The following is a 22,973-nucleotide window of genomic DNA, read 5'->3' as shown; positions in this document are numbered from 1 at the left end:
CTGGAGGAAGAATGCTATGACTAGATCGTATAAAGAAGTAATTAATGAAATGAATCGAGCCTACAATGACTTCTACATTTTACTATTTCAGGAGTTAAAGGATGAGTTCGGTCTTACAGGGCAGCAAGAGAGCATGCTATTTTATATCAATTTAAATGAAAACACGACAGCAAATAACATTGCGACTACTTTTAATATATCGAAAAGTGCTGTGAGCCAAGTATTATCGAAATTGGAAAAACAGAAGATGATTTCGAAACAAGTAAACCCTAATAATAAACGGGAGTATTTCCTTACACTTGGTACAAACGGTAGTAAGTATATAGAGCGGTTGTCTGAGTTAGATGACGTATTAATTGAGAAATATTTTTCTAAAATTGATATCGAAGCTTTAGAGCAAATGACTGATACGTTAACGAAAATAAATAAAGTGATATTGGAAGAAAAACAGAAGGGCATTAATCCAAATGAGTAAGAAAGTCCATATGAAGGGATTAGTAGAAAGGAGGAGAAGCGTGTTATGAGTTATATACCAAATATGATTACGATAGCAAATTTTGTATGTGGGCTTTTGGCTATTTATGCTGTTTTCGTTCACGATATGTATTTGGGAGCAGTTTTTATTATTACAGGAATGTTATTTGATTTTTTTGATGGCATGGTCGCTCGGAAACTTGATGCTGTTTCGGAAATTGGCGGAGAGTTAGACTCATTTGCGGATTTAGTTACCTTTGGTGTAGCACCGTCTATTCTTGCATATAGTGTCGCTTTAAAAGACTTACAGTTTATCGGGATGATATGTGCGCTTGCTTACAGTATTTGCGGAATGCTGCGGCTTGCGAGATTTAACACACAACAAAGTAAACTCCCGACATTTATAGGCATGCCCATTCCATTTGCGGCAATGTGTCTTCTCATTTTATGCTTTTTGAATAATCCAGTTTCCGTGGCGTTGGGTACATGTATACTCGCATATTTAATGGTGAGCAAAATCAAATTCCCACATTTTAAAAAAGATATATCGGAAAAATTGGAGTCTGAAAGATGGAATTAGTACAGCAGGTTATAACAGACTATGGTTACCTCGCTATTTTTTTGATGCTTCTTCTTGGGATTGTAGGATTACCAATCCCTGATGAAGTCATAATGACAGTAGTAGGTTACTTTACAAATATTAATGTCCTAAATTATGAACTTGCCATTTTAGTCAGTTTTGTAGGAGCGTTGTTGGGTACGGTGATCAGCTACATGATAGGCAAAAAGGCAGGGCGTCCTTTCATTGATAAGTATGGAAAATGGATTGGTTTGAAGGAAAAGAGAATGAACAAAGTTGCAAAATGGATGGAGAAATATGGACCCTATTCTCTTGTTTTTGGGTATTTCATTCCAGGCATTAGACATATAACATGTTACCTTTCAGGCGTTAGCAAAATGAATTTGAAAACGTATATATTGTTCGCTGCGATTGGTGCATTTTTATGGTGCTTCACTTTTATTACTATCGGCAGAGGTGTAGGAATTATTCGTGAATAAGAAGACGTTGAATGATCGAAAAGATTCTAACTGGAAAAATTAACTTTAAAATGTTTCAAGACAGTTTTGACAACATGGAACTGAATACTTGTAAGTTAGGGTTCTCACAAACTCCCCCGTGTTATTGGGGAGAGAGATAAAAGATGAATAGTAGCAGACATAATTAATGATACGTAAATACAATGAGAGAGGTAAAGGAGCATAACATGATTCGTATGGCACTAAAATCATTTAACATACAAATATATTGTTTGCTAGGCGTGATGTTATTGGGGTGGTTTATGACACCTTTCTCAGCCCAGTTTGTAGGGATAGGCATTGGCCTTTTGGTGAGTATGTACTGCGCATGGATTTTAGGAAGGCGTATTGAAAAGTTTGGAGATAGCATTGTAAAAAAAGAAAAAGCACCGATGCTTGGAATGATGAATCGATTTGCAGCCGCGATACTCGGTGCGATTATTATGTATGAAATTGAACATCATGATTTCATGTGGACATTTGCTGCTGGAATTATGGGTGGGTATTTCTTGATTATTATTAATTTAGGATATTACAGTATGAGAGATGCGAAGAAATAAAGTGTTGTGTAAATAACTAATTTGGATGACTTGAATGTATAAACCTAAAAACTTTCCTTTATGGAGAGCTTTTTTATTATAAAGAAAAGACACTCATATAAGAGTGTCTTTTCCAATAGTTTTTTAGCAGAAGCAAGAAGCTCCAACAATGATCAATAATATAAACAATACAACTAATAAAGCAAAGCCGCCGCCACAACTACTACAACTACCACCAAATCCCATAATAGTTCCTCCTTTAATAAGAGGGGAAAACAAGGGGTCACTCATGTATTTTAACGGATTCAAATTACTTTATGTTTTTTACGCAATAATGGAGCAGGTCCTTTTGAAAATAAAGAAAAGACACCTTAAGGTGCCTTTCTTCGACTTGAACCATCTTAATTTTAATAATATGTATTGGACTCCCATACACATATTATTTTACCATGTTAAGTAATATTGGTCATTGAGAAAAAAGAAAAAGCCCTATATAGAGGTATCACCACACGACTAGCCAGCACTCACACCCAAAAACAGAAGGGAATAATAAAATGTAGTTTAAGGAGGGGGATGAATGAAAAATGTACATAGATGGTTAAATTATTTTGGGTTTATATGTGTGTGCATGTCTAGCTTCGGTTTTGTTTCTCGTTGGATTTTTCGTGATGTGATTGCACTCGATCAATTACTTGTGTTGAGTATAGGAATTATTATTTTAATAACAGCGTTTTTTGTAAAACGTTGTAGTAAAGAGTTACGTGGTGATAAAGGTTAATCGCCCTAAATGTAGTTTTAGAATTTCGCAATCGGAGCATATTGTTGAAAAAGGCTCATTGAATAATGACAGTTTATTTTAAGAAAGTAAATCGATAATATAGTAAATAATACTTTCCTTAACCCTGTACTATGGTATAGGGTTTATACTTTATATGAGGTGAGATAGATGCAATATCTTATTATCAAAACTTTAATAGATTCAGAAAAGGAAGCAGAAGAATATTTATAAAAATAATAAATTGTAAAGTTGGAAGAATAATGGAAGGTTGTTGTAGTAACCTTAAAGGAATAAAAATCGAAAATAATGGTCATTGTCCATCATGTAAAAATAAAGCTAAGAATGTAAAGTTGATTACACTAAAATCATTGCTTAAACCATCTGCATTAGAAACATTAAATGCTAAAGAAAATCACTATTTTTGTTCAAACGAAGATTGTGATGTAGTCTATTTTGATACGAATAATAAAAAATACTTTGTACCTGACATAAAGGTAGCTGTAAATCAAAAAGATGACTCAGCAACTACACCAATTTGTTATTGTTTTGATTGGACAAAAGAAAAAATCAAACAATATGTGGAAAATGGACTTACTCCTAATCCAGTAGAGCATATTCGCGAAAACATAAGAGAAAATCGATGTGGTTGTGAAGTAAACAATCCACAAGGTAGTTGTTGTTTAGGCAATGTTACAACTTATATTAGAAAAATGTCATAAGGAACTTAAATGTTGCTTTTTTTCACCAAAATACTTGGGGGTATTTCAAAATCTCAAGTCGATGGGCATGTGACGTTGCCTCATGCTCACCAAGCTAGTTAGTGTATGTTAAGTAAACCTTATGGATTTGTATATCTCATCCATCCACTTTCAGATTGTTTCGCTTTATACTTCCCATAAGACAGAAGCTTCATTGCCGAGCGATTGGCCGCATGAAAAACCAAGTTCAGCTTCCATTCTTCCTCCATTTCACTGGGATAGGTGGTAGATTCATAAACATAATAACTCGCCATGATACAAGGGATTACTTGCTCCGGTTCAAATCCATAAGCAGTTGCATCATCCACAACTAAATCAATGATGCATCGGTTTCCATCTTTAACTTTTTTCTGGAGTAATTTTTTCACCGATTCTGGTACTAATGCCAATATTTTATCCTTCATGTCAGTCACCTCATCTTTTATCATGTCCAGATAGCCTGGGGATATGTGTCAAACAGAATGAAATTCCAACCGTAATTGCACAGGTTTAACAAGATCTTAAGGACTATATCACCCTAAAAGAGAAAATGTATTTAAATAAAAGAAACCCCGATTGTCTGCGGGGTTCCTAAGGGTAATCGTCAAGTAATGACGTACTCGACTAATTAACGATATCATGAATTTTTTGGTAAAAATACTGGTAAATGTGTCCAATTGAATAAGGGCATCATTTGGAACAAAAACGCTATTTTAATTTCAAACAAAAGAACAGTCAGCAAAAGCTAACTGCTCGGTTCTCCAAGGGGGAACAAGGAGAAAGTAACTTAATCGGTTGTCTACAGTATTGACGGAATATTGAGTTTTATTCAGGGGACTATGTTATATGATTAATAAAAAATTCCTTTATTAGCAGTAAAACTCCGAGGAGAGACAAGACTTCAATTGAGAACCAAAACATGCTTTTTTGAGGTTTTTTAAACTCCATTATTATGGAAGAAAATAAAAAGGTTGCAATCATCATGATAATTAAGAGACGGATTATATCAGACATTAATAGCACTCCTAATATTTAATCAGTTTCATTATATAATTATTTCCAATGAGATGGAATTTAAGAATTGTTTTATTGAAATTCGAACAAAAAAGGTTCTGTTGTCTCCAACAGAACCTTTTCTAAAATGGCAAAGAGTAACTCTTACCTTACTCTTCTGCTATATAATACACAAAACACGTATAGATGTGTAGAACAAGAAATTCCAATATGATTATTCGAATATAACGTTTAAAAGAATCTTGTAGGGGTTTAATACAAGGGATTAAATTACAAACGTTGATTTATCAATGGATATTAATGATGAACTAGAAAGTGATAGTTAATAAAGGGATATCAAAATAATAAAATATGAAATATTGCATATTCAATTGAAATAGAAATTTACAAGTAGAAAGCGAGGAATAACAATGGGGCTAGGAAACCATAGAACAGAAAATAGTTTGAGTGTAAATGAAATTTCCGAAATGACAGGTGTTCCGCGTTCTACTATTTATGCGAAGAACGTCATTGGGAATTCCATAGACACTTTGAAACAGTTAAATCACACGAGTATTTTATGGAGACACCTAAATATACAGAATTGATAGGATTATGGGAAGTATTGAATGATCCATTATCTATGAAAGAGTTCAAGGAATTTGTTTATAAAGGATGGGCTTTAAAAAGAAATGTACAAAAATCATTTAATGAAGAAGAAATAGAAGTAAACAACAAACAATTAAAGTAGCGAATCCGCTACTTTTTTATTTTGCATAGAAAAAAGGAAACCGCAAAGGATGCCTTTTATATTAAGCTGCTTTATAATTTTTATTTTTAATCCTATTTCTAGTATCCATAAATGCGGCGAATGTCGCTATAGCACCACCTAAATCATAAACTTGGAATTACAGAGTTAGATAAGATTACTTGGTGGATGGATACTTGATCAGGTGGTAAATTCTTCCTTATCTTTCTCTATTGTGTTCTGTTCCTCTTTTGTATTTGTAAATTCGATAACCATAACAGACAGTCCAAGACATAAACAAACAGCCTTTATCTTGCTAACTCTCACAAGAACTTACAATCTGTATTTAACCTAGAATACAAGATTCTTTCATTTTTATTCCCGGATACATTTGAAAAACTGAATGTTTTTATCTCAAATTAATTATATCTATAAATTTAAGGAAAACTCTGTTATAAGATGCATCAGTGCAAGTTATTAAATTCTGTATCGGATTTATGTCAGTTACAGTCACATATCTAGTAAGCAAATGACCATCCCTATAATAAGTAATCAATATCTTCTCTTCAGAAAGAAATGAACATATTAACTTGTTTTCAATAATTTCTTGTTCGTCTTGGGTTAATGTAGGGCGCTCCACTTTTGTTTGTTTTTTAACAATCTTACCAATACCGGTGAATTTCTTCGGTATCGAAGCGAATGGAGTCCGCTTAGTCATTCCTATTTCTTTTGGCATATGTGTATCGTGCATGCTGTATATCTCCCTAATTGCTATTAATAACTGTATCATTATATCAAATTTTGGAGATGTTAGGATTGTTTATATAATTATAAAATAAATATTTAGAGGTTTTTGACTCTTTATAAAATTAACCTAATGTAACTAAGCATGATTTATATATAATTGAGTAATGAACGTGAATCAATTATTGTCATAGATGTAAGCAACATTTATAATGCAAAAGAATTGCATTTACTTCTTAAAGAGAAGCTTGAGTTTCCTGATTTGTACGGGGAAAACTGGGATGATTTTTGGGATTGTATTGCAGGATTTGTGTGTCATTTGCCAAACAAAATGATCTTCGACGGATGGTCAAAGTTAGAAAAAAAGGTTACCGAGAGATACAAAAATAATGAAAGAGTGTCTTCTTGATTATAATGAAGAGGATAGAAAGGATTCTGAATGGAAAAGCGAATTCTTATTTAATTGAATACTGTTAATATGATATGTAAATATGCATATTGTATTTATTTGGGTTTTTTTGTATGTTAAAATTAAATATAAGGATGTAAATATATAACGAACCAAAAGTAGGAATATCCAATGAATTTTGAGAGGTGTTACATGTTTAAAAATAAGAAATTAATTCGATTTTGTCTAACATTATTTGTATGTTTATCTGTAATTGATTTTACAATCGGTTATTTTCAAACATATCTTGAAACAGCAGCAGATATTAAATGGGTAATACCAAAAATTTGGAAAGCTATTTTGATAGATGCTCCTGAAAGCATACTTGTTATTGTAGGTGCAATAGCCTTATATGATTTCACAAAAGAGACATCGCCAAAAGACGCATCAATCTAAATGCGTCTTTTTTCAAATTTATTCAATTAGCAATTTCATGGAGAATCTTGCTGTAAAAGCAGAATAAGAAGCCCTAATCAAGGTTTTTTGTAGAAAAATCAGTCTTTTTATTCTTGTCAGTGAAATGTAGATTTACGATGTTTAGATATTTGCATGAATATCAGGAGACATTATATGGTCGATTAATGACTGTATTTAAAAAGGAAATTTAATTATCTGTATTTATATTTATATGGTAAAATAGTACAGTATTTATAAATTATAGGGGGTATATAATATGATTAATGAAATAGTTTGGGGAAGTCCAGGTAGTTTGCTCTGTTTAGGCTTTTTTTTAGCAGGTTTGGGAGTATTCATAAGATTGTCTAGAATGCCGAAATAATAAAAAGTTTAGTACATAACCAGTGTTAATAGATGAAGCTTTGCTTTATGGACGATTAACGAGTGTTTTAGAAAAAACATATTTATGACTTATTGAAAAAGACGCCTGCATGAGCGTCTTTTTATTAAAATTTATAGTTTAAAGAGTTACCTAGAAGAGAACAATCTATTAATTAACAAAAAAGAAAAGACACCCTAAGGTGCCTTCCTCCGACTTGAACCATCTTAATTTTAATAATATTGGACTCCCGTCCAAATATTATTTTACCATGTTAAGTTATTTTGTCCATTGAGAAAGAAAATTTAAATCTATGCTTTGTTGTTTTGGGAAATATTCCATATCGATAATTACAATACACGTTGTAGTATTTGAATTATTTATCTGCTTAAAAGTTGAAATTAAAAAGAACCCCATAAATGATAAACCATGCCACTAACAAAAAACACTAATACTAAAAACAAAACAATTAAAGCAAGTACGCCATTTTGATTATGTTCCATAAAATTAGCTCCTTTTAGATTTATTTTTATCCCGCATGAACTGCCCGTAAACGCCCGATTGGTGAAGGCTAATAATCAGTGGGGAGATGAACAAAGCCCCACTGATTAAAGTTCCACTTTATATACAAAAAAGCCTTTAGTCGTAATTATGGCTAAAGGCTTTCGGCATTATACTTTTTAGTTTATAAAATTTTATATAGAGAAGAATTTATAATTTTTTTTATCAAATTTTGAACCGAAAGTGTACTAGCTTGATAATGAAGCCTGGCTATTAGAATTGAAAAATTTTAGTTTTATTATAATTAATAGAAATGAAAGTAGTGTGAATATAAATCCACTCCAAATAAGCTGGTGAATACCTAAGTTTGAAATGAACCAGCCTCCAATTGTTGTTCCTAGAGTAATTCCGAGATTTGAGAATGAAACGAATAGACTATTACCAAATTCAGGCGCTTCTTTAGCTTCGCTTATTAACCATGTTTGACCAACAATTAATCCACCAGCATGTACGATTCCCCAAATGAATACGATAAAAATCATTGGAACAAGGTAGGAACCTAAATAATAAACTAATATATAAACAATAGAATATAGGATAGGGAATAATATTACTGTATTTACTATACTTTTTTGCAGGAGACTTCCAAATAAATGATTACCTAAAATCATAACGATACCAAATATGAATAGCATGATACTGATGAGAGATCCATTCATGGAAGTTACTTTTGCAAGGTATTCAGCGAAGTAGCTGTATACGGAAAACATGGCTGCAAAAAGGAATGTGACGGTTAAAATATTTAACCATAATCCTGGTTTGCCGAGTATACGAATTTGTTTGCCGAAAGACATCTTTTCTTTAACAGGCATAGAAGGAAGTAGGATTAGTATTCCAATGAATGCAAGAGTGTTAACAAGCGCTCCGAATAAGAAAGAAATTTCGAGTGAAAATTGATCTGCAAGGTAAGAGGTTAGTGGTACACCTAAAGCAAAGCCAACAGTAATTCCCATAAAAACTTTTGTAACCGCTTGACCGCTCTTTTCTGGAGGGACAAGTTTAGCAGCTGTTACAAGAGCGATTGAAAAGAAGAGTGGATGAAGTGCTGCCGGTAAAATACGAAAAATAAGCATGATTTCAAATTGTGTTGTATAGGCGTAGATTATATTTGAAATAACAAATATGAAAATTGCTGATAATAAAATTATTTTGCGATTCATACTAGAGACGAGCAGAATTAAAAACGGACCAGAAATAGCAACAACTAGTGCAAATATACTTACTAAAAATCCAGCTTGTGTAGTTGAAATTCCGAATTTTTCAGTGATTTGTGGTAATACGCCGACAATACCCATCTCGGTAGTAATAATTCCGAACACACCTATTGCGAGTGTCAGAATAAGTAAAGGATTTACTTTTTTCATTTATAAAACTCTCCATTCGTATCGGTATTTTGAAAGTAAATTCATTAACAAATAAGCATTATTACAAGCATAATTGGATGCCAATATTATCAGGACTATGTAATTTCAAATACAATAACAGATATCTAGATAATTAGATGTGATATATTAAAAAATTTTCTCCTTTCTATGTTTCTTGCTTTTATAGGTAGTGCAATTTTATAAAAAAGCAGAATGTGTGAAAGCTAATAATCAATTAATTATTAGCTTTCATTTTATAATTCGTTTTGAACGTATTCAGAAAACTCTCGTATTGTTTTTTCATTTCGGCGATAGTAGGTCCATTTTCCAATTCGGTCAGATTGTAGTAAACCTGCTTTTTTCATAGTTAATAAATAACTAGAAATAACCGATTGGGCTAAGCCAGTTTTAAGCTGGATATCTCCTACGCACACTCCAACTTGAAAGCTAAGGCCTTGCTCTAGATAAGCTTTTTCATCGAAATGGTTTTCTGGATTTTTCAACCATGATAAAATTTGACATCTTGTTTCATTTGACAATGCTTTATAAATCAATAAAGGTTCCATAAGGATATTATATCTACTTTTATAGATTTGTAAATGGGTTTTGGTGATTTTAAGGGGAGAAGGTATAGTTGATCCCCTTGAATAGGAATAAGGTGCTCTTGATCTGTACCCTTTGTAAAGAACATTCTAAAAAAAGTTAGGCAACCTAAAAAAGATGATTTCTGTATGCAAACAGGAGTCATCTTCTTTAAATTCTATTGATAGCAAGAGTGATTATAGTACGTCATATATTTCTTAATTTCATGTGTTAACTGAACAAACGATTCACATAATTTTATATATGCTTCATCGGTTAAAGTACTACGAGGATTACGTGCAAAAATGATAATATTGTTAGGTTTAAGCATGTTGTTGCCTAGCTACCGATGGCGGATTCCTAAGAAGAGTAATAATAAAACCCAACATAAAATTTAAGAAAAATTTTATGTTTACCCCATTTTTTATTTTAAAAGTTTTTCCTATCCTATAAATGAGTTACATCAAGAAGGAGACTAAAAACGATAAAGTCATAGATGAAAATGTAAAGTTAGGGGATTCTACATGCATACAGAAGTTTTGATGGATTATTTGTATACTTATTTTTTTACTATTATTTTTTGTATTGTGTTTCAAATTGTGTTTTATTTTAAAGCGAAAAGAAATATATCTATTCTGCATTTTCTATGGGTATATGTTTTTCTATTCTACCTTTCGCTAGTATATGGGGTGACGCAGATCGCGACTGTATGGGATATAAGTAGATATGAAACGTGGATTCGTGTAAGTCAAATCAACTTGACTCTATTTGATACTGCAGGTAGTACTGCGTATCTTTTGAACATTTTACTGTTTATGCCGTTAGGTTTTTTATTACCGACTATTTGGCCGCATTTTAGAAAAATGAAAAACACCGTATGTGCGGGATTCTTTTTTTCATTGGCAATTGAGTTAAATCAATTACTAAATAATAGAATTACAGATATTGATGATTTATTTACGAATACCCTCGGGGCGATTATTGGGTATGTAATATATAGAGTTTTATTTAAAATGATATGTAAAAGAGAGGAAAAAAAGCTTGACACCAACTTTCCTCTAGTTATAAAATACGAGGCTATTTTTTGTTTAGTGTGTTCATTTGTAGGTGCGATGTTCATTTATTATCCTGGAGATCTGTAAGCCTCCAATAAGATGGTTGCGATATCGTTTATAAAATGATTCTAGTTCTCCAAGCTCAAACACGGTAAAATGTGAATGGTACATCCGATTTTCTGACTTAACAGATACAGTTTATGTATTACATGATAGGTAGGTGTAAATATGTTACATGTTCAATTATCTCAATACTTACTAAAAGAGTTTCAACCTGCTTTTCATACAGATGGAAAACGAGTGTATATGTTAAAAGATGAAGGATTATCACCGTACCCTATCTATTTAAATCGTCCTATTATGATAGGAGTGGGGACGAATTGGAATCAGCATACAGGATTTGAAGAAATCATTAAAGGATTTATAGGTGCAATTAACAAACTTCCTATGTATATGGTATTTGAAACTTATTTGTGTAGAGACCTTATTGAAAGTTTTTTAGAAGAGAATACATTTCATTTTGAGCTAGTTTTTACTAATAAGAAAAAGGATACGAACTTTTTTAAAGTGTTCATTACCGATAGTGATGATATAACTACACTTATGAAGTATTTCTTCTAATCAGCACGAGGTTCTCTCTATACGTTATTAAGCTATTCAGCAGACTGTAAGATTATCAGTAACAGTACTGGTGAGATTGAAATAAAAGCGGACAGTTTCTATCCAAGCTTTTCATTTATGTATGATGCGCAAGAGTTATTTATTATTGGTGGGGAAGAAAAGTGGTCAGATATCCATTATATAAATAGATTTTTCCGTCTTGAGCAGATTACAGATGAGCTAACTATTGATGTAAGGAAATGAATGTAATGATGATGTGTGTTTTAATTATATAAGTTTTGGATCTAAGGAATTAAAGTTAGTTGAGCAACTTTGTGTAGCGGAAGGATTATTTGTATGTCACACTAAAGACCGAAAGTGATAAGGTGCTGTATAAATAACTAATTTGATGACTTGAATGTATAAATTTAAAAACTTTCTTTTATGGAGAGTTTTTTATTACAAAGAAAAGACACCCATATAAGAGTGTCTTTTCCGATAGTTTGTTTAGCAGAAGCAAGAAGCTCCAACTATGATTAATAAAATAAACAATACTACTAATAAAGCAAAGCCGCCAGAAAATCCACAGCCGCCACAACTACCACCAAATCCCATAATAGTTCCTCCTTTAATAAGAGGGGAAAACAAGGGGTCACTCATGTATTTTAACGGATTCAAATTACTTTATGTTTTTAACGCAATAATTGAGCAGGTCCTTTTGAAAATAAAGAAAAGACACCTTAAGGTGCCTTTCTCCGACTTGATAACCGCATTTCGAAACGGGTGGATAACTTGCAAATAGTATGTATGCTTCGATTTATTTACAGATACCTTAGATTTATACATTCTTCATATAAGTCAGTACTTTTGATTACTAAACGTTCAATCATCATAATGTTTCGTTTATTGTTACCAACTACTCGCTCCAACATCCACCTTCAACCACTTCACCCAATCCAAATCTTCTACCTTAAGCAAACTCAGTGAAACACCCTTCATATCTAAAGAAGTTAGAAGAGTACCAACCTTTACGAACTTCACATGTAAGCCTTCTAGCTCACATAAACGGCGAATGTCGTTTGCGAAAATGTATTGTTCCATTAATGGAGTTGCGCCTAATCCGTTAATGAGGATGGCGAAGTCGTCACCTTTTTTCCAGCGATAAATGCTTTTTAGTTTATTCATAAGTTCAATCGCTAATATTTCAGAAGAGGATAGTGCTTCTTTACGGTAACCTTTTTCGCCGTGAATGCCGACGCCATAAAAGACTTCATCGTCGTTTAATGTGAATGAAGCTTTTCCCTGCATGGGATCATTGGCAGGTGAAAGGGCGACGCCTAATGTGTGTAAGTTGTCGGTGATAGAACGACCAAGTGTTGTTAGTTCTTCTAAAGAATGGCCTTCAAAAGCGGCCGCACCTAATATTTTTTGAACGAAAACAGTACCAGCGACGCCGCGTCTTCTTTTATTAAAAGAAGCATCATCTTCAATTGAAACGTCGTCATTTACGATGATGTGGTCAATTTGTCTTCCTTCTTCTTTGGCGATTCGCTTCGCCTCTAGAAAGTTTTCTACGTCATCTTTAAAGTTTTTAATGATGAATAAAATACTCTTATCTTTTGGCATTAAGCGAGTTGCCGCCACAATTTGTTCGACTGTAGGCGGAGTGAAGATACTGCCGTTTACTGCCGCCGTAAGCATTCCGTTTCCTACATAACCAATATCAGCAGGTTCGTGTCCGCTACCACCGCCGCTTATCATGACAACGTTTTGCTTCAGTTTTGCGATATCTTTTACATAAATGATGTTATGTGTTTCGTCGTAATTTACTTTATCGTTATGTTCAAAATAAAAGCCATGCAGCATATCTTGAACAATATTTTGTACATCATTCATAATCTTTTTCATTGCTTTTGCCACCCTTTGATTACTTTGCTGATTGCTCGAGTAAAAGTAGTAATTGATTGTTTATCATATTTTTCATGAGAGAAGACATAATGGACGGATCTACTTCGCATTTGCTTTCAATCCAATCTTTTATCGTTCCAACGAAGCCGTGACTATAAAAGGAGGCAATCGTATTTTTTGTTTCATCAGAAAGGCTGAATCCACAGCTCACAGATAATTCATCAATAATCTTCATATATAAGTTTTTCGTATGCTCAAATAAATAGTGATTAAACGAGTTTTGCTCAATGACTTTAAATGCATTTCGGTAAAATTTTTGATTTTCATAAAAGTAATCAAATAATAAATCGAAAATGTTTTCCCATGTTTCATAGTCGAGAAAGTCGATAATGTTTTCTTTCGTTTCTTCTCTATAAATCCAGCTTAATAGTTCAAATTTATCTTTAAAATGATAATAAAAAGTTTGCCTACGCATTTGACAGTGTAACATAATATCGCTCACTGATATTTTATGAAACGACTCTGTTTCCATTAAATACTTCAATGAATTTGCGATTATCTTTTTAGAAATTATAGAAGAGGTCATCTCAATCATCCCTAGAATGTTAGTAATATGAAAATCCTACCTACAAATGAGAGCAGTGTCTTTAGACAGATTGTCCATTTTGTCCGTTTACTATAAAACGCTTTCATTTTAACATGAGTAGTAAGAAGAAGATTTCAAATATATCACAATATATTAAAGGAATTGAGGGAGAATCACAATGAAAAAGATTATAAACAAACCAGAAACATTAGTAATGGAAATGTGCAACGGAATGGTTATGGCTCACCCAGAGCTTGAGCTTTTGAAAAAATATAAAGTCATTAAGAAGAAAGAAATGAACGAAAATAAAGTAACGTTAATTAGTGGCGGCGGTAGTGGTCATGAGCCAGCGCATGCAGGTCTAGTCGGAAAAGGAATGTTAGATGCGGCAGTGTGCGGAGACGTGTTTGCTTCTCCTTCACAAATCCAGGTGTATCAAGCAATTAAAGAAACAGCTAGTAAAAAAGGAACGTTATTAATTATTAAAAATTACAGCGGCGATATTATGAATTTCAAAAACGGTGCGCATTTAGCGACGGAAGATGGAATTGAAGTAGACTACGTAAAAGTGGACGATGATATTGCGGTAGAAGATAGTCTGTATACAGTAGGACGCCGCGGCGTTGCGGGAGTTATTTTAGTTCATAAAATTGCCGGCGCAGCAGCGGAAGCAGGTATGGATTTAGGAGCGGTGAAAGCTGTCGCAGAAAAAGCAGCTGCTAACGTGCGTACAATCGGTTTAGCGTTAACTTCTTGTACAGTTCCAGCGAGCGGATCACCTACTTTCACACTTGCGGAAGATGAGATGGAATACGGCGTAGGTATTCACGGTGAACCAGGTATTAAACGTGAAAAAACGATGTCAGCAGATGAATTAGCTAACCGTATGACAAATGATCTTGTAAAAGATTTAGGAGTAAAAGATGGTGAGGAAATCGCACTTCTAGTAAATGGTTTTGGCGGAACACCACTGCAAGAACTTTACTTATTTAACAACGCAGTGACGAGAGAACTAGCTGCTAGAAGCATTAAAATAAACAGAGTATTCGTTGGTAATTATATGACGAGTATTGATATGGCTGGTATGTCTTTAACAGTAATGAAACTAGACGATGAGCTAAAAACATTACTATCGAAAGAATGTAATACACCAGCGTTTAAAGTAGATGGGCCAGTTGAAAGTGTTGAGTACGTGAATGTGCTTGAAGATGTAGAAGAGAAGGAAGTTTCCTTTGAAATAGAAACAGCGGAAGAGCATGCTGTTATTAAAAATAATGTCATTACATTAAACAATATGATTTATCTAGTTGATAAAATGAGCGACGTTATTATTAAAAACGAAGTACCGTTCTGTGAATTAGATACACATGCAGGGGATGGCGACTTCGGAATGAGTGTAGCAAAAGGATTTAAGCAATTAAAACGTGAGTGGCATTCTATTGTAGATCAAGAGAACGTAACGATCGGATCATTCCTTGACGGTTGTTCGATGATTATTATGGAACATTGCGGCGGCGCATCTGGTCCAATTTGGGGCGGAGCATTCCGCGCAGCTAGTAAAGCAGCAGGCGAAAAACGTGAGTTAACAGTGAAAGAATTCGCTGAAATGTTACAAGCAGCACTGCAAGGCATACAATCTATCGGTGAAAGATCATTCGGAAGAGGAGCGGTAGTTGGTGACAAAACACTTGTTGACGCACTTGCTCCATGTGTAGACTCTTGGTTAGCTAGCGCTTCAAACGAAGTAGACGTGAAAACTGCCTTTGAAAAAGGAGCAGAAGCAGCCGTTAAGGGAGCAGAGTATACGAAAGAAATCGTAGCTCGCATGGGCCGCGCCGGTACAGTTGGTGAAAGAAGTTTAGGCTATCCTGATGCAGGTGCACATGCGCTTGGAGTTATCTTTACGGAGATTGCGGGTAGTTTGAAATAGGAGTTAGAAAATCCCCTCTGCCTTATGGTGGAGGGGATTTTTATTTATAACCATCATTCTTCCAGTGAAAAAATTTATCCCGCGTTAACGGACAGTAAAACTCCCACCTCAAAATTCAGTTGGAGCAAAGAAGTTAGGTGGGAGATCAACTGTCCGTAAACGTCCGATTGGTTCAACTAATAATCAGTGGGGGATGAACAAGATCCCCACTGATTAAAGTTTCACTTTATTTGTTAGCCAATCTAGAAGCTGCTTCTTCAACTTCTTTATATGCATTTTGTAATACTTCATTTGGATCTAGTACTGCTGTTCCTTGTGCACGAACGATTTGATAATCTTCAATACCAAGGAAATTAAACATTGCTTTTAAATATTTATGAGAGTATTCCACTTCTGTATACCAATCATCATTTGTATAGATTCCTCCACTTGCTTGTATAACAAGCATTCTTCTTCCATCTTTAAGTAGTCCCACTGATCCAGTTTCAGTATATTTAAATGTTTCACGTGCAATCATGATATTGTCCATGTAATCTTTTAACTTTGATGGAATATTAAAGTTGTGCAAAGGTAATACGATCACATACGTATTTGCACTTTTAAATTGTTGTAAAATTTCGGACATACGCTCTGTTACTTTTTGTTCTTCATCAGTTAACTTCTGTCCATTTCCTTGCTTTTCCCATGCGCTTAAAACAGTTTTATCTATCATTGGTACTACATCATCGTATAAATTAATCTGTTCAATCGTTTCATTATTAGGAATTAATTCTTTATAAGATTCTAAAAAGTGGTTAAGAACCTTAATGCTGACTGATGATGTATCATCCACTTTCGGATGTGCGTTTATGATAAGTGTTTTGTTCATTTGTATTTCCCCTTTTTAAAAGTTTTTACGTTTTAATTGTCGACCGTATTAATCGTCGATTAATACGGTCTTTAATATAAGCTCTGAAATTATTTTTGTCAAATGAAATACATACTATTCTAAAAGAGCCTTTTTTTATTTGACTAAAATTCTAAATGGTCCTAAGATACAATTTGATAACCCTTAAAATAAAAAGCAGGTGATTTGTATATGCAATATAGTGTTGGGGTTGAATATGCCTTGCATTGCCTAGTTTATTTAATTAATACTCCTTCCAAGGAAAGTGTTGGAATAAAAGATTTGGCAGAGTTTCAAGGACTTTCTGAAACATTTCTTTCAAAAGTTTTCGGTAAATTATCTAAAGCTGACATTGTGAATTCTGTCCCAGGTGTAAAGGGAGGATATAGGTTAGCTAAGTCTCCAGAAGATATCTCTTTTTGGGATGTAATAGAAGCCGTCGAAGGCCCAAAACCTATTTTTCAATGTAAAAATATTGTACAGAATGGTCTACTATATCGAGACGACGCTTGTAATTCTTGTGACCCTAGCAATTCTTCTTGTACAATTAACTTAGTAATGCTTGAAGCAGAAGAACACATGCGTGAGTTTCTTCGTAAAAAGACTCTTGCATGGTTAGATAAAGAACTTGATATTGTTTTACCTGAAAAGATAAGGGTAGATACTCGTGAATACTTCAAACAAAAAAAACCTAACTAAATCGCCATGACGAATTAGTTAGAGTTTTTTTGTTTTTTTATATTAATTCCATCATGTGAGTACTTCATCACAAATTCCTTCTTTAAATATCACATTTAATTAACTCATAAAGTTTCAAATTGATTAACATTAAAATTCTAAAAAATACAATTTTATTTTCGTAAAAAGTAAATGAATTTATGTGTTCAGATATTTTAAATATAGTGAAAATTGCCTTTGAAAAAGGAGCAGAGTATACGAAAGAAATCGTAGCTCGCATGGGCCGCACCGGTACAGTTGGTGAAAGAAGTTTAGGCTATCCTGATGCAGGTGCGCATGCGCTTGGAGTTATCTTTACGGAGATTGCGGGTAGTTTGAAATAAGAATTAGAAAGTCCCTCTGCCTTAGGGCGGAGGGACTTTTATATATTCTTCATTTGTATCTATATCAAATTTTTCAGTGCTTTTTGCTTATTTGAGAGATGTCTTCAATTAAATTGTATTTTAGACTAAGTTTTTTTGTGATTGCAGCTTATCAATTTTCCAGTGTGCTTCTAGAGATTCTAAAGAGCTTTCAATATAAAACATATATTCATCTGCGGTACCTGGTACTTCAAAAGCTATTTTTAATTCTACTGTTTCATTTGGTTTAACTTGTATATCAGAAGGGTTTTGGTCAAGTACCTTTCCTTCATAGGCCTTTCCGTCTTTTTCATCTTTTAGGTTATATTTTAATTCTGATAGTCCAATCGTTTGACCTCGTACATTTTTTACAGAGACATTAACAACGACGGAATCGTTGCTATCATTTAAATATGCACTTTGAACCTCAGTCAAGTAATAGCCTCCCTTAGCACTCTCACCAACTAATAAAATACCTTGTTCCAAGCGGCTCATATTTTCTTTTTCTTCAAAATTTATTAATTCTTCATTTTCATTTTTTGCGGTTGGTTCTTCTATTGGACCATTTTCAACGGTGCTATCTTTTTTATCTTGTGTGCAAGCAGCCGTAACACTGACTAATACTAGAATTAAAGTAAGTAATATGAATGATTTTCTCATAAAATTGATCTGTCTCCTTAAGTTTTTCAATTTTGTGCAACTATACATATTATAAAGCGATTCTATTAATATTAACATAATGTCTCATTATTGGATTAAAATAGGGGATTTTAGACACTTTATTCTTGTTTTTTATTAATATAATTGGTGTATTTACTCTAGTTGTAGTGAAATCGTCCGTTGTTATCATTCCTACTGTATCATTAATAAACATCTTCATAATATATAATTAGTATTATTTTATTCTTCAAATATCTCCGGCTTCTCCACTCTAAATGATTTCACCTCACCACATTCTAAACAAAATGTAGTTAATAGTTTGGAACGTTTCCCCACTGAAAAGAGCCTACTAGAATCATCTTCACAAACATATGCATGATAGGCAAATCCAACTCTGCCTTCTTTAAATGTAGTAGAACCACAATTCTCGCATCGTTTATTTTTCATGCTACTAACACCTCTTTTGGTTCGTATTTATTTTGATGTGTTTTTACGATAGAAGTAAAGTAATTTGGTTATACATGATGTTTTCGACATGATACAACATACCCCTTTATATATTCGCAAGTAAAACAACATAATACCCTTATAAATCTCTATAACAATATGGTTTTCCATATATCATTTAATATTTATCGGAAAAATAAGTATTAAAATATTGTTTTTTATTATTCTGATGATTATAATAAATGGAAATCAAACAATTCTTATGTTGAGAAGTGGAGGGACGGGCCCTATGAAACTTCGGCAACCTCGTTTTAGACGAAAGGTGCCAAATCCTGCAGGTGAAAAAACACCTGAAAGATAAGAGCGGTTCACTTAGTCAAGAAGGCTACTCTTATTTCGATAAGAGTAGCTTTTTTTATGACTAAAAGTTAAAGGGGGAATAGGTAGTGGAGTATGGTTTTTGGTTACCGATTTTTGGGGGATGGCTTCGAAATGTAGATGATGAATCTATGCCGCCTACGTTTGAGTATGCAAAACAAACAGCGCAAGCGGCAGAACAATTAGGTTTTTCAACAACTCTTATTGCAGAATTAAATTTAAATGATATAAAAGGTGTGTCAGCACCAAGTTTAGAGGCGTGGACAACTGCGGCAGCACTTGCAGCAGTGACGGATAAATTAGAGATTATGACAGCTGTAAGACCTGGCTTTCATAATCCAGCTGTTACAGCGAAAATGGCAGCGAATATCGATCAATTAAGTAATGGTCGTTTTACATTGAATGTAGTTTCAGCATGGTGGGAAGAAGAAGCAAGACAGTACGGCGGGGTATTTACCGCACATGATGAAAGATATGATCGCACGGAGGAATTTGTAACAATTTTGAAGGAACTTTGGAAAGAAGAAGTGTTTTCTTATAAAGGGAACTTTTATGAGCTTCATCATACACATTTAAGTCCAAAACCTGTGCAGAAACAAGGCATTAAGCTTTATGCAGGTGGTGAGAGTGAGCGAGGAAAAGAGGTCATTGTAAACCACGCGGATGCATATGTAATGCATGGCGGAACGGTAGAAGAAGTATCTGTGAAAATAGAAGATATGAAGAATCGTAGAAAGAAAGTTACAGAGGAGCCATTGCAGTCATTCGGGCTTGCCGCTTACGTCATTTGTCGTGATACAGAAGAAGAGGCATTAGAAGAATGGAAACGCATAACGGATGTGAAAGATGATGCTTTAGGTTATGCGGGTTACCAAGACTTTATTAGTAAATCGCATTTGGAACAGCAAGTGAAGCTCAATGATTATTCCGTATCTAATCGTGGGTTACGTCCTAATTTAATCGGAACACCAGAACAAATTGCAGAAAGGATACTTGCTTTTGAAAAAGTGGGTGTTACGTTATTACTTTTACAATTTTCGCCACAGCTTGAAGAGATGAAACGATTTTCTGAAAAAGTGATGCCATTAGTTGAAGCAAAAAGAAAGGAATGGATTACAAATGAGTAAAATTTACATATTACATGAGAATAAGGAATGGACGAATCATTTAGTGAAAAGGTTGGAAGAACTGGAGTTACCGTATGAGGAATGGCTTTTAAATGAGGGAACACTGCCGTTAGAACAAGAACCTCCCCAAGGTGTTTTTTATAGCCGCATGAGTGCTTCTTCACATACGAGAGGGCATCGATATGCACCTGAGCTGACTGAAGGGGTTCTTGCTTGGTTAGAGGGGTACGGACGAACAGTATTTAATGGGTCTCGTGCATTACGTCTTGAAGTAAGCAAATTGAATCAATATGCAGCATTAAGAAAATTTGGGATACAAGTGCCGAAAACAATTGGTGCTGTTGGCCGTGATCATATAGTAAAAGCGGCAAGGGAGTTAGGGGAAGTACCGTTCATTACAAAGCATAACCGTGCAGGTAAAGGCCTTGGTGTTCAGCTGTTTCATTCCATTGATGCTTTAGAACAATATTTGGATGGTCCGGCGTTTGAAGAACCCATTGATGGAATTACTTTAATCCAGCAATATATTGAAGCGCCAGAACCATATATTACACGTTGTGAGTTTGTAGGCGGCGAGTTTGTATATGCGGTTAAAGTAGATACATCAGAAGGATTTGAGCTTTGTCCAGCAGATGCGTGCTCTATTCACGATGCTTTTTGCCCAGTAGGAGAAGAGAGTAAGAAAGAGTCGTCATCAAAATTTGAAATTATATCAGATTTCCAAGAGCCGATTATTGAGCAGTACAAAGAGTTTTTGAAAGAAAATGAAATTACCGTCGCTGGTATTGAATTTATTCGCAGTTCGGATGGAACAATTTATACGTATGATATTAATACAAACACAAACTATAATTCTGATGCAGAGTCTGTAGCGAATCAATTTGGTATGCTGGAGCTTGCTAAATTCCTTGGAATAGAATTAGAAAAACAAGTAGAGTCAGTTAAATAATGTTGATTGAAAAATATGGTTCTGGTGCAAATATAGGAAAAAAGAAGAGATAGCACATTTTATCGGTGAAAGATCGTTCGTTAGAGGAGCTGTAGTTGCTGGGAAAAGGTTAGGATACCTTGATGCAGGTTGGGGTTATCTTTACGGAGATTGCGGGTAGTTTGAAATAGGAATGAGAAAATCCCCTCTGCCTTGTGGTGGAGGGGATTTTTTTATAGTTGATTGATATATCTAAAAAAGAAGTGGCGAAACAAATGAACAAAAGTAGTTAGAAAATTCTATGCTTACTTTTTCAGTATAATAGTTATAGATGAAAGGAGCATGTGATGTTTAATTTTATAATTGCTGGGGCTTTATTGTTTATATTATTTTTATTTTTATTTTTTAAAGATCGGAGACGAATTAGTTTAGCTTTTATTCTCACATTAAGTTTAGGCTGTTTCTTCCTAAGTATTTTTGATGCTTTATCACAATCAGAGGTTAATGAGTTTTCTCGCTTATTATTATTAGGAATAGTTTTTGGATTAATCCCTTTAGGGATATTGTTTGTTGCTCTGTATCTTTTATTTAATGGAAAAGTCATGATGCAACGTGAAGGAAGAAGATTAGGTAATTTATTATCTTTATTATTGAGTTTTGCAGTATTTGGTATTATTGGTTTATTAATGAAACTTGCATTTAGTGTGTATCATCCTAGTTTCTATATGTATTATGTAACAGTCGTACTGTTATTTTTATACTTTGCATATATATTTATGAGTTACTTAACTTATGCAGTACTTTATCATTTTATAAAGGTAAAATACATACCTGATTTTATTATTGTTTTGGGGTCAGGTTTAATTGGTGGGGATAGAGTGCCTCCATTATTAGCATCTCGTTTGGATAAAGGGATGGATGAGTATATTAAGTATGGCCGTATCCCTAAAATTATAGTTTCTGGTGGACAAGGTCCAGATGAATTAGTAAGTGAAGCGGCTGCTATGAAAAAATATTTAGTGGAAAAAGGCATGAATGAGAAAGATGTGTTAACGGAAGATAAGTCTCGAAACACATTGCAAAATATGCTATTTTCTAAAAAGATTATGGACACTATAAAAACTGACCACAAGAGTATATTTGTTACAAATAATTATCATGTATTTAGAGCTAGTATTTATGCAAGATTATCGGGTTTGAAATGTGAAGGTGTTGGTTCTAACACAGCAAGATATTATTTACCAAGTGCATTTTTACGAGAATATATCGGTATATTAGTCATGTATAAATGGTGGCATGCTACTTTTGTAGCTATTTTATTGTTATTTGTATTGTGGTCGATGTAGTTATACTATTTTGAATGCTCCAGTATTGGAGCATTTTTTTATTTTATTTCACTTTTCATAGGAGGGCTATTCATAAAAAAGACGCCCCATAAGGTGCCGTCCTCTGTATTTTAATTTACTATCTCACGCATTTCCCCCTGCATAAAAAATATTTCTCAACATTTTATTTGTTGAAAAAGATTGAATATTCTCTATAAAGAGAATATTATGTTTCTATCGGCAA

26 protein-coding genes, 3 pseudogenes and 1 riboswitch are annotated in these 22,973 nt (G+C 33.8%); of the genes and pseudogenes, 17 read left to right on the top strand and 12 right to left on the bottom strand.

The window, feature by feature from the left end:
- The first annotated feature begins 16 nt into the window (after positions 1–16).
- From Q3V31_RS22195 to Q3V31_RS22180, 4 genes are all read left to right on the top strand, one after another.
- Positions 17–475, top strand: coding sequence for a MarR family winged helix-turn-helix transcriptional regulator (locus Q3V31_RS22195; protein ID WP_000198620.1), 459 nt, complete (start codon positions 17–19; stop codon positions 473–475).
- A 45-nt stretch (positions 476–520) separates the two neighbouring features.
- Positions 521–1,054 (top strand): CDP-diacylglycerol--serine O-phosphatidyltransferase, encoded by a 534-nt coding sequence (gene pssA / locus Q3V31_RS22190; RefSeq protein WP_000120448.1) that lies wholly within the window; start codon positions 521–523, stop codon positions 1,052–1,054.
- A complete protein-coding gene (locus Q3V31_RS22185; protein ID WP_000424600.1) occupies positions 1,045–1,533 on the top strand; it encodes a DedA family protein in 489 nt (162 codons plus the stop codon). Before pssA ends, Q3V31_RS22185 begins: the two co-directional genes overlap by 10 nt.
- Positions 1,534–1,739: 206 nt before the next feature.
- Positions 1,740–2,111, top strand: a complete 372-nt coding sequence (locus Q3V31_RS22180) for an ATP synthase subunit I (protein WP_088007445.1) — start codon at positions 1,740–1,742, stop codon at positions 2,109–2,111.
- Between the two features lie 123 nt (positions 2,112–2,234).
- Here the strand turns inward: Q3V31_RS22180 and Q3V31_RS22175 are convergent, their stop codons facing one another.
- Positions 2,235–2,336 (bottom strand): YjcZ family sporulation protein, encoded by a 102-nt coding sequence (locus Q3V31_RS22175; protein ID WP_000505688.1) that lies wholly within the window; start codon positions 2,334–2,336, stop codon positions 2,235–2,237.
- Positions 2,337–2,667: 331 nt separating this feature from the next.
- Here Q3V31_RS22175 and Q3V31_RS22170 point away from each other — a divergent pair, with 331 nt between their 5' ends.
- Together Q3V31_RS22170 and Q3V31_RS22165 are read left to right on the top strand one after the other, a co-directional pair.
- Positions 2,668–2,868, top strand: a complete 201-nt coding sequence (locus tag Q3V31_RS22170) for a hypothetical protein (RefSeq protein WP_002158997.1) — start codon at positions 2,668–2,670, stop codon at positions 2,866–2,868.
- A gap of 260 nt (positions 2,869–3,128) precedes the next feature.
- Positions 3,129–3,587: a putative iron-sulfur cluster-binding metallochaperone gene (locus tag Q3V31_RS22165; RefSeq protein WP_329767202.1), complete on the top strand. Its 459-nt coding sequence runs from the start codon at positions 3,129–3,131 to the stop codon at positions 3,585–3,587.
- A 119-nt stretch (positions 3,588–3,706) separates the two neighbouring features.
- Here the strand turns inward: Q3V31_RS22165 and Q3V31_RS22160 are convergent, their stop codons facing one another.
- Positions 3,707–4,030 carry a hypothetical protein gene (locus Q3V31_RS22160; RefSeq protein WP_329767201.1) on the bottom strand — a complete coding sequence of 108 codons (324 nt, stop codon included), beginning with the start codon at positions 4,028–4,030 and terminating at the stop codon, positions 3,707–3,709.
- 1,148 nt (positions 4,031–5,178) lie between these two features.
- Here Q3V31_RS22160 and Q3V31_RS22155 point away from each other — a divergent pair.
- Positions 5,179–5,349: a hypothetical protein gene (locus Q3V31_RS22155; RefSeq protein ID WP_170959306.1), complete on the top strand. Its 171-nt coding sequence runs from the start codon at positions 5,179–5,181 to the stop codon at positions 5,347–5,349.
- 406 nt (positions 5,350–5,755) lie between these two features.
- Here Q3V31_RS22155 and Q3V31_RS22150 read toward each other — a convergent pair whose 3' ends face one another.
- Complete coding sequence (locus Q3V31_RS22150; RefSeq protein ID WP_000543929.1) at positions 5,756–6,097, bottom strand: YolD-like family protein; 342 nt, start codon at positions 6,095–6,097, stop codon at positions 5,756–5,758.
- A 153-nt stretch (positions 6,098–6,250) separates the two neighbouring features.
- Here Q3V31_RS22150 and Q3V31_RS22145 point away from each other — a divergent pair.
- Both Q3V31_RS22145 and Q3V31_RS22140 read left to right on the top strand, forming a co-directional pair.
- Positions 6,251–6,557 (top strand): annotated as a pseudogene (locus tag Q3V31_RS22145) (barstar family protein).
- A 113-nt stretch (positions 6,558–6,670) separates the two neighbouring features.
- Complete coding sequence (locus Q3V31_RS22140) at positions 6,671–6,934, top strand: DUF3937 family protein (RefSeq protein ID WP_002094700.1); 264 nt, start codon at positions 6,671–6,673, stop codon at positions 6,932–6,934.
- Between the two features lie 1,128 nt (positions 6,935–8,062).
- Here Q3V31_RS22140 and Q3V31_RS22135 read toward each other — a convergent pair.
- The 3 genes and pseudogenes from Q3V31_RS22135 to Q3V31_RS31005 all read right to left on the bottom strand — a co-directional run.
- On the bottom strand, positions 8,063–9,238 hold the full coding sequence (locus Q3V31_RS22135) for an MFS transporter (protein ID WP_329767200.1): 1,176 nt from the start codon (positions 9,236–9,238) through the stop codon (positions 8,063–8,065).
- 254 nt (positions 9,239–9,492) lie between these two features.
- Positions 9,493–9,804: an ArsR/SmtB family transcription factor gene (locus tag Q3V31_RS22130; protein ID WP_000433538.1), complete on the bottom strand. Its 312-nt coding sequence runs from the start codon at positions 9,802–9,804 to the stop codon at positions 9,493–9,495.
- A 194-nt stretch (positions 9,805–9,998) separates the two neighbouring features.
- Positions 9,999–10,100, bottom strand: a pseudogene (locus Q3V31_RS31005) (TetR family transcriptional regulator); the annotation flags it as partial.
- 244 nt (positions 10,101–10,344) lie between these two features.
- Between Q3V31_RS31005 and Q3V31_RS22120 the strand changes: the two are divergent.
- Together Q3V31_RS22120 and Q3V31_RS22115 are read left to right on the top strand one after the other, a co-directional pair.
- The gene (locus Q3V31_RS22120) at positions 10,345–10,962 is read left to right on the top strand and encodes a VanZ family protein (RefSeq protein ID WP_329767199.1); all 618 of its coding nucleotides are present in this window, start codon (positions 10,345–10,347) and stop codon (positions 10,960–10,962) included.
- Between the two features lie 141 nt (positions 10,963–11,103).
- A pseudogene (locus Q3V31_RS22115) lies at positions 11,104–11,739 on the top strand (hypothetical protein).
- Positions 11,740–11,982: 243 nt separating this feature from the next.
- On the opposite strand, the gene Q3V31_RS22110 reads toward Q3V31_RS22115, so the two are convergent.
- From Q3V31_RS22110 to dhaS, 3 genes are all read right to left on the bottom strand, one after another.
- Positions 11,983–12,090 (bottom strand): YjcZ family sporulation protein, encoded by a 108-nt coding sequence (locus Q3V31_RS22110; RefSeq protein WP_000505673.1) that lies wholly within the window; start codon positions 12,088–12,090, stop codon positions 11,983–11,985.
- 294 nt (positions 12,091–12,384) lie between these two features.
- Positions 12,385–13,383 (bottom strand): DhaKLM operon coactivator DhaQ, encoded by a 999-nt coding sequence (gene dhaQ / locus Q3V31_RS22105; RefSeq protein ID WP_016128847.1) that lies wholly within the window; start codon positions 13,381–13,383, stop codon positions 12,385–12,387.
- A 19-nt stretch (positions 13,384–13,402) separates the two neighbouring features.
- Positions 13,403–13,969 (bottom strand): dihydroxyacetone kinase transcriptional activator DhaS, encoded by a 567-nt coding sequence (dhaS, locus tag Q3V31_RS22100; protein ID WP_000204220.1) that lies wholly within the window; start codon positions 13,967–13,969, stop codon positions 13,403–13,405.
- A 178-nt stretch (positions 13,970–14,147) separates the two neighbouring features.
- On the opposite strand from dhaS, the gene dhaK reads away from it, so the two are divergent.
- Positions 14,148–15,899 (top strand): dihydroxyacetone kinase subunit DhaK, encoded by a 1,752-nt coding sequence (gene dhaK, locus Q3V31_RS22095; RefSeq protein WP_329767198.1) that lies wholly within the window; start codon positions 14,148–14,150, stop codon positions 15,897–15,899.
- Positions 15,900–16,125: 226 nt separating this feature from the next.
- On the opposite strand, the gene Q3V31_RS22090 is transcribed toward dhaK, so the two are convergent.
- Positions 16,126–16,767 (bottom strand): FMN-dependent NADH-azoreductase, encoded by a 642-nt coding sequence (locus Q3V31_RS22090; protein ID WP_001044352.1) that lies wholly within the window; start codon positions 16,765–16,767, stop codon positions 16,126–16,128.
- A 210-nt stretch (positions 16,768–16,977) separates the two neighbouring features.
- On the opposite strand from Q3V31_RS22090, the gene Q3V31_RS22085 reads away from it, so the two are divergent.
- Positions 16,978–17,484, top strand: coding sequence for an RrF2 family transcriptional regulator (locus Q3V31_RS22085; RefSeq protein ID WP_016128850.1), 507 nt, complete (start codon positions 16,978–16,980; stop codon positions 17,482–17,484).
- A gap of 191 nt (positions 17,485–17,675) precedes the next feature.
- Positions 17,676–17,846, top strand: coding sequence for a DAK2 domain-containing protein (locus Q3V31_RS22080; RefSeq protein ID WP_390830877.1), 171 nt, complete (start codon positions 17,676–17,678; stop codon positions 17,844–17,846).
- A 120-nt stretch (positions 17,847–17,966) separates the two neighbouring features.
- Here the strand turns inward: Q3V31_RS22080 and Q3V31_RS22075 are convergent, their stop codons facing one another.
- Together Q3V31_RS22075 and Q3V31_RS22070 are read right to left on the bottom strand one after the other, a co-directional pair.
- A complete protein-coding gene (locus Q3V31_RS22075; RefSeq protein WP_329767197.1) occupies positions 17,967–18,524 on the bottom strand; it encodes a DUF4352 domain-containing protein in 558 nt (185 codons plus the stop codon).
- 240 nt (positions 18,525–18,764) lie between these two features.
- Positions 18,765–18,971 carry a hypothetical protein gene (locus Q3V31_RS22070; RefSeq protein WP_000792082.1) on the bottom strand — a complete coding sequence of 69 codons (207 nt, stop codon included), beginning with the start codon at positions 18,969–18,971 and terminating at the stop codon, positions 18,765–18,767.
- Positions 18,972–19,228: 257 nt separating this feature from the next.
- Positions 19,229–19,335, top strand: a riboswitch (SAM riboswitch).
- Between the two features lie 82 nt (positions 19,336–19,417).
- On the opposite strand from Q3V31_RS22070, the gene Q3V31_RS22065 reads away from it, so the two are divergent.
- The 3 genes from Q3V31_RS22065 (at position 19,418) to Q3V31_RS22055 (ending at position 22,750) form a co-directional block, all read left to right on the top strand.
- On the top strand, positions 19,418–20,476 hold the full coding sequence (locus tag Q3V31_RS22065) for an LLM class flavin-dependent oxidoreductase (protein WP_090814405.1): 1,059 nt from the start codon (positions 19,418–19,420) through the stop codon (positions 20,474–20,476).
- On the top strand, positions 20,469–21,425 hold the full coding sequence (locus tag Q3V31_RS22060; protein WP_016128855.1) for an ATP-grasp domain-containing protein: 957 nt from the start codon (positions 20,469–20,471) through the stop codon (positions 21,423–21,425). Before Q3V31_RS22065 ends, Q3V31_RS22060 begins: the two co-directional genes overlap by 8 nt.
- Before the next feature lie 326 nt (positions 21,426–21,751).
- The gene (locus Q3V31_RS22055; RefSeq protein ID WP_090814404.1) at positions 21,752–22,750 is read left to right on the top strand and encodes a YdcF family protein; all 999 of its coding nucleotides are present in this window, start codon (positions 21,752–21,754) and stop codon (positions 22,748–22,750) included.
- Positions 22,751–22,973 lie beyond the last annotated feature (223 nt).

The sequence above is a fragment of the Bacillus nitratireducens genome (genome assembly GCF_036320425.1).
Classification (GTDB): domain Bacteria; phylum Bacillota; class Bacilli; order Bacillales; family Bacillaceae_G; genus Bacillus_A; species Bacillus_A nitratireducens.
Note: the sequence above shows the minus strand (reverse complement) of the source record. Positions and strands in the feature narration are given on the sequence as shown.

What these genes read in the sequence shown, in the direction of transcription:
- Q3V31_RS22120 (WP_329767199.1), top strand. Translation starts at nt 10,345, where the DNA reads ATGCATACAGAAGTTTTGATGGATTATTTGTATACTTATTTTTTTACT.
- Q3V31_RS22150 (WP_000543929.1), bottom strand. Translation starts at nt 6,097, where the DNA reads ATGCACGATACACATATGCCAAAAGAAATAGGAATGACTAAGCGGACT.
- Q3V31_RS22135 (WP_329767200.1), bottom strand. Translation starts at nt 9,238, where the DNA reads ATGAAAAAAGTAAATCCTTTACTTATTCTGACACTCGCAATAGGTGTG.
- Q3V31_RS22060 (WP_016128855.1), top strand. Translation starts at nt 20,469, where the DNA reads ATGAGTAAAATTTACATATTACATGAGAATAAGGAATGGACGAATCAT.
- Q3V31_RS22075 (WP_329767197.1), bottom strand. Translation starts at nt 18,524, where the DNA reads ATGAGAAAATCATTCATATTACTTACTTTAATTCTAGTATTAGTCAGT.
- dhaQ (WP_016128847.1), bottom strand. Translation starts at nt 13,383, where the DNA reads ATGAAAAAGATTATGAATGATGTACAAAATATTGTTCAAGATATGCTG.
- Q3V31_RS22185 (WP_000424600.1), top strand. Translation starts at nt 1,045, where the DNA reads ATGGAATTAGTACAGCAGGTTATAACAGACTATGGTTACCTCGCTATT.
- Q3V31_RS22110 (WP_000505673.1), bottom strand. Translation starts at nt 12,090, where the DNA reads ATGGGATTTGGTGGTAGTTGTGGCGGCTGTGGATTTTCTGGCGGCTTT.
- Q3V31_RS22175 (WP_000505688.1), bottom strand. Translation starts at nt 2,336, where the DNA reads ATGGGATTTGGTGGTAGTTGTAGTAGTTGTGGCGGCGGCTTTGCTTTA.
- Q3V31_RS22155 (WP_170959306.1), top strand. Translation starts at nt 5,179, where the DNA reads ATGGAGACACCTAAATATACAGAATTGATAGGATTATGGGAAGTATTG.
- dhaK (WP_329767198.1), top strand. Translation starts at nt 14,148, where the DNA reads ATGAAAAAGATTATAAACAAACCAGAAACATTAGTAATGGAAATGTGC.
- Q3V31_RS22090 (WP_001044352.1), bottom strand. Translation starts at nt 16,767, where the DNA reads ATGAACAAAACACTTATCATAAACGCACATCCGAAAGTGGATGATACA.
- Q3V31_RS22130 (WP_000433538.1), bottom strand. Translation starts at nt 9,804, where the DNA reads ATGGAACCTTTATTGATTTATAAAGCATTGTCAAATGAAACAAGATGT.
- Q3V31_RS22195 (WP_000198620.1), top strand. Translation starts at nt 17, where the DNA reads ATGACTAGATCGTATAAAGAAGTAATTAATGAAATGAATCGAGCCTAC.
- Q3V31_RS22140 (WP_002094700.1), top strand. Translation starts at nt 6,671, where the DNA reads ATGAATTTTGAGAGGTGTTACATGTTTAAAAATAAGAAATTAATTCGA.
- Q3V31_RS22160 (WP_329767201.1), bottom strand. Translation starts at nt 4,030, where the DNA reads ATGAAGGATAAAATATTGGCATTAGTACCAGAATCGGTGAAAAAATTA.
- Q3V31_RS22055 (WP_090814404.1), top strand. Translation starts at nt 21,752, where the DNA reads ATGTTTAATTTTATAATTGCTGGGGCTTTATTGTTTATATTATTTTTA.
- Q3V31_RS22070 (WP_000792082.1), bottom strand. Translation starts at nt 18,971, where the DNA reads ATGAAAAATAAACGATGCGAGAATTGTGGTTCTACTACATTTAAAGAA.
- Q3V31_RS22170 (WP_002158997.1), top strand. Translation starts at nt 2,668, where the DNA reads ATGAAAAATGTACATAGATGGTTAAATTATTTTGGGTTTATATGTGTG.
- pssA (WP_000120448.1), top strand. Translation starts at nt 521, where the DNA reads ATGAGTTATATACCAAATATGATTACGATAGCAAATTTTGTATGTGGG.
- Q3V31_RS22085 (WP_016128850.1), top strand. Translation starts at nt 16,978, where the DNA reads ATGCAATATAGTGTTGGGGTTGAATATGCCTTGCATTGCCTAGTTTAT.
- Q3V31_RS22165 (WP_329767202.1), top strand. Translation starts at nt 3,129, where the DNA reads ATGGAAGGTTGTTGTAGTAACCTTAAAGGAATAAAAATCGAAAATAAT.
- dhaS (WP_000204220.1), bottom strand. Translation starts at nt 13,969, where the DNA reads ATGACCTCTTCTATAATTTCTAAAAAGATAATCGCAAATTCATTGAAG.
- Q3V31_RS22180 (WP_088007445.1), top strand. Translation starts at nt 1,740, where the DNA reads ATGATTCGTATGGCACTAAAATCATTTAACATACAAATATATTGTTTG.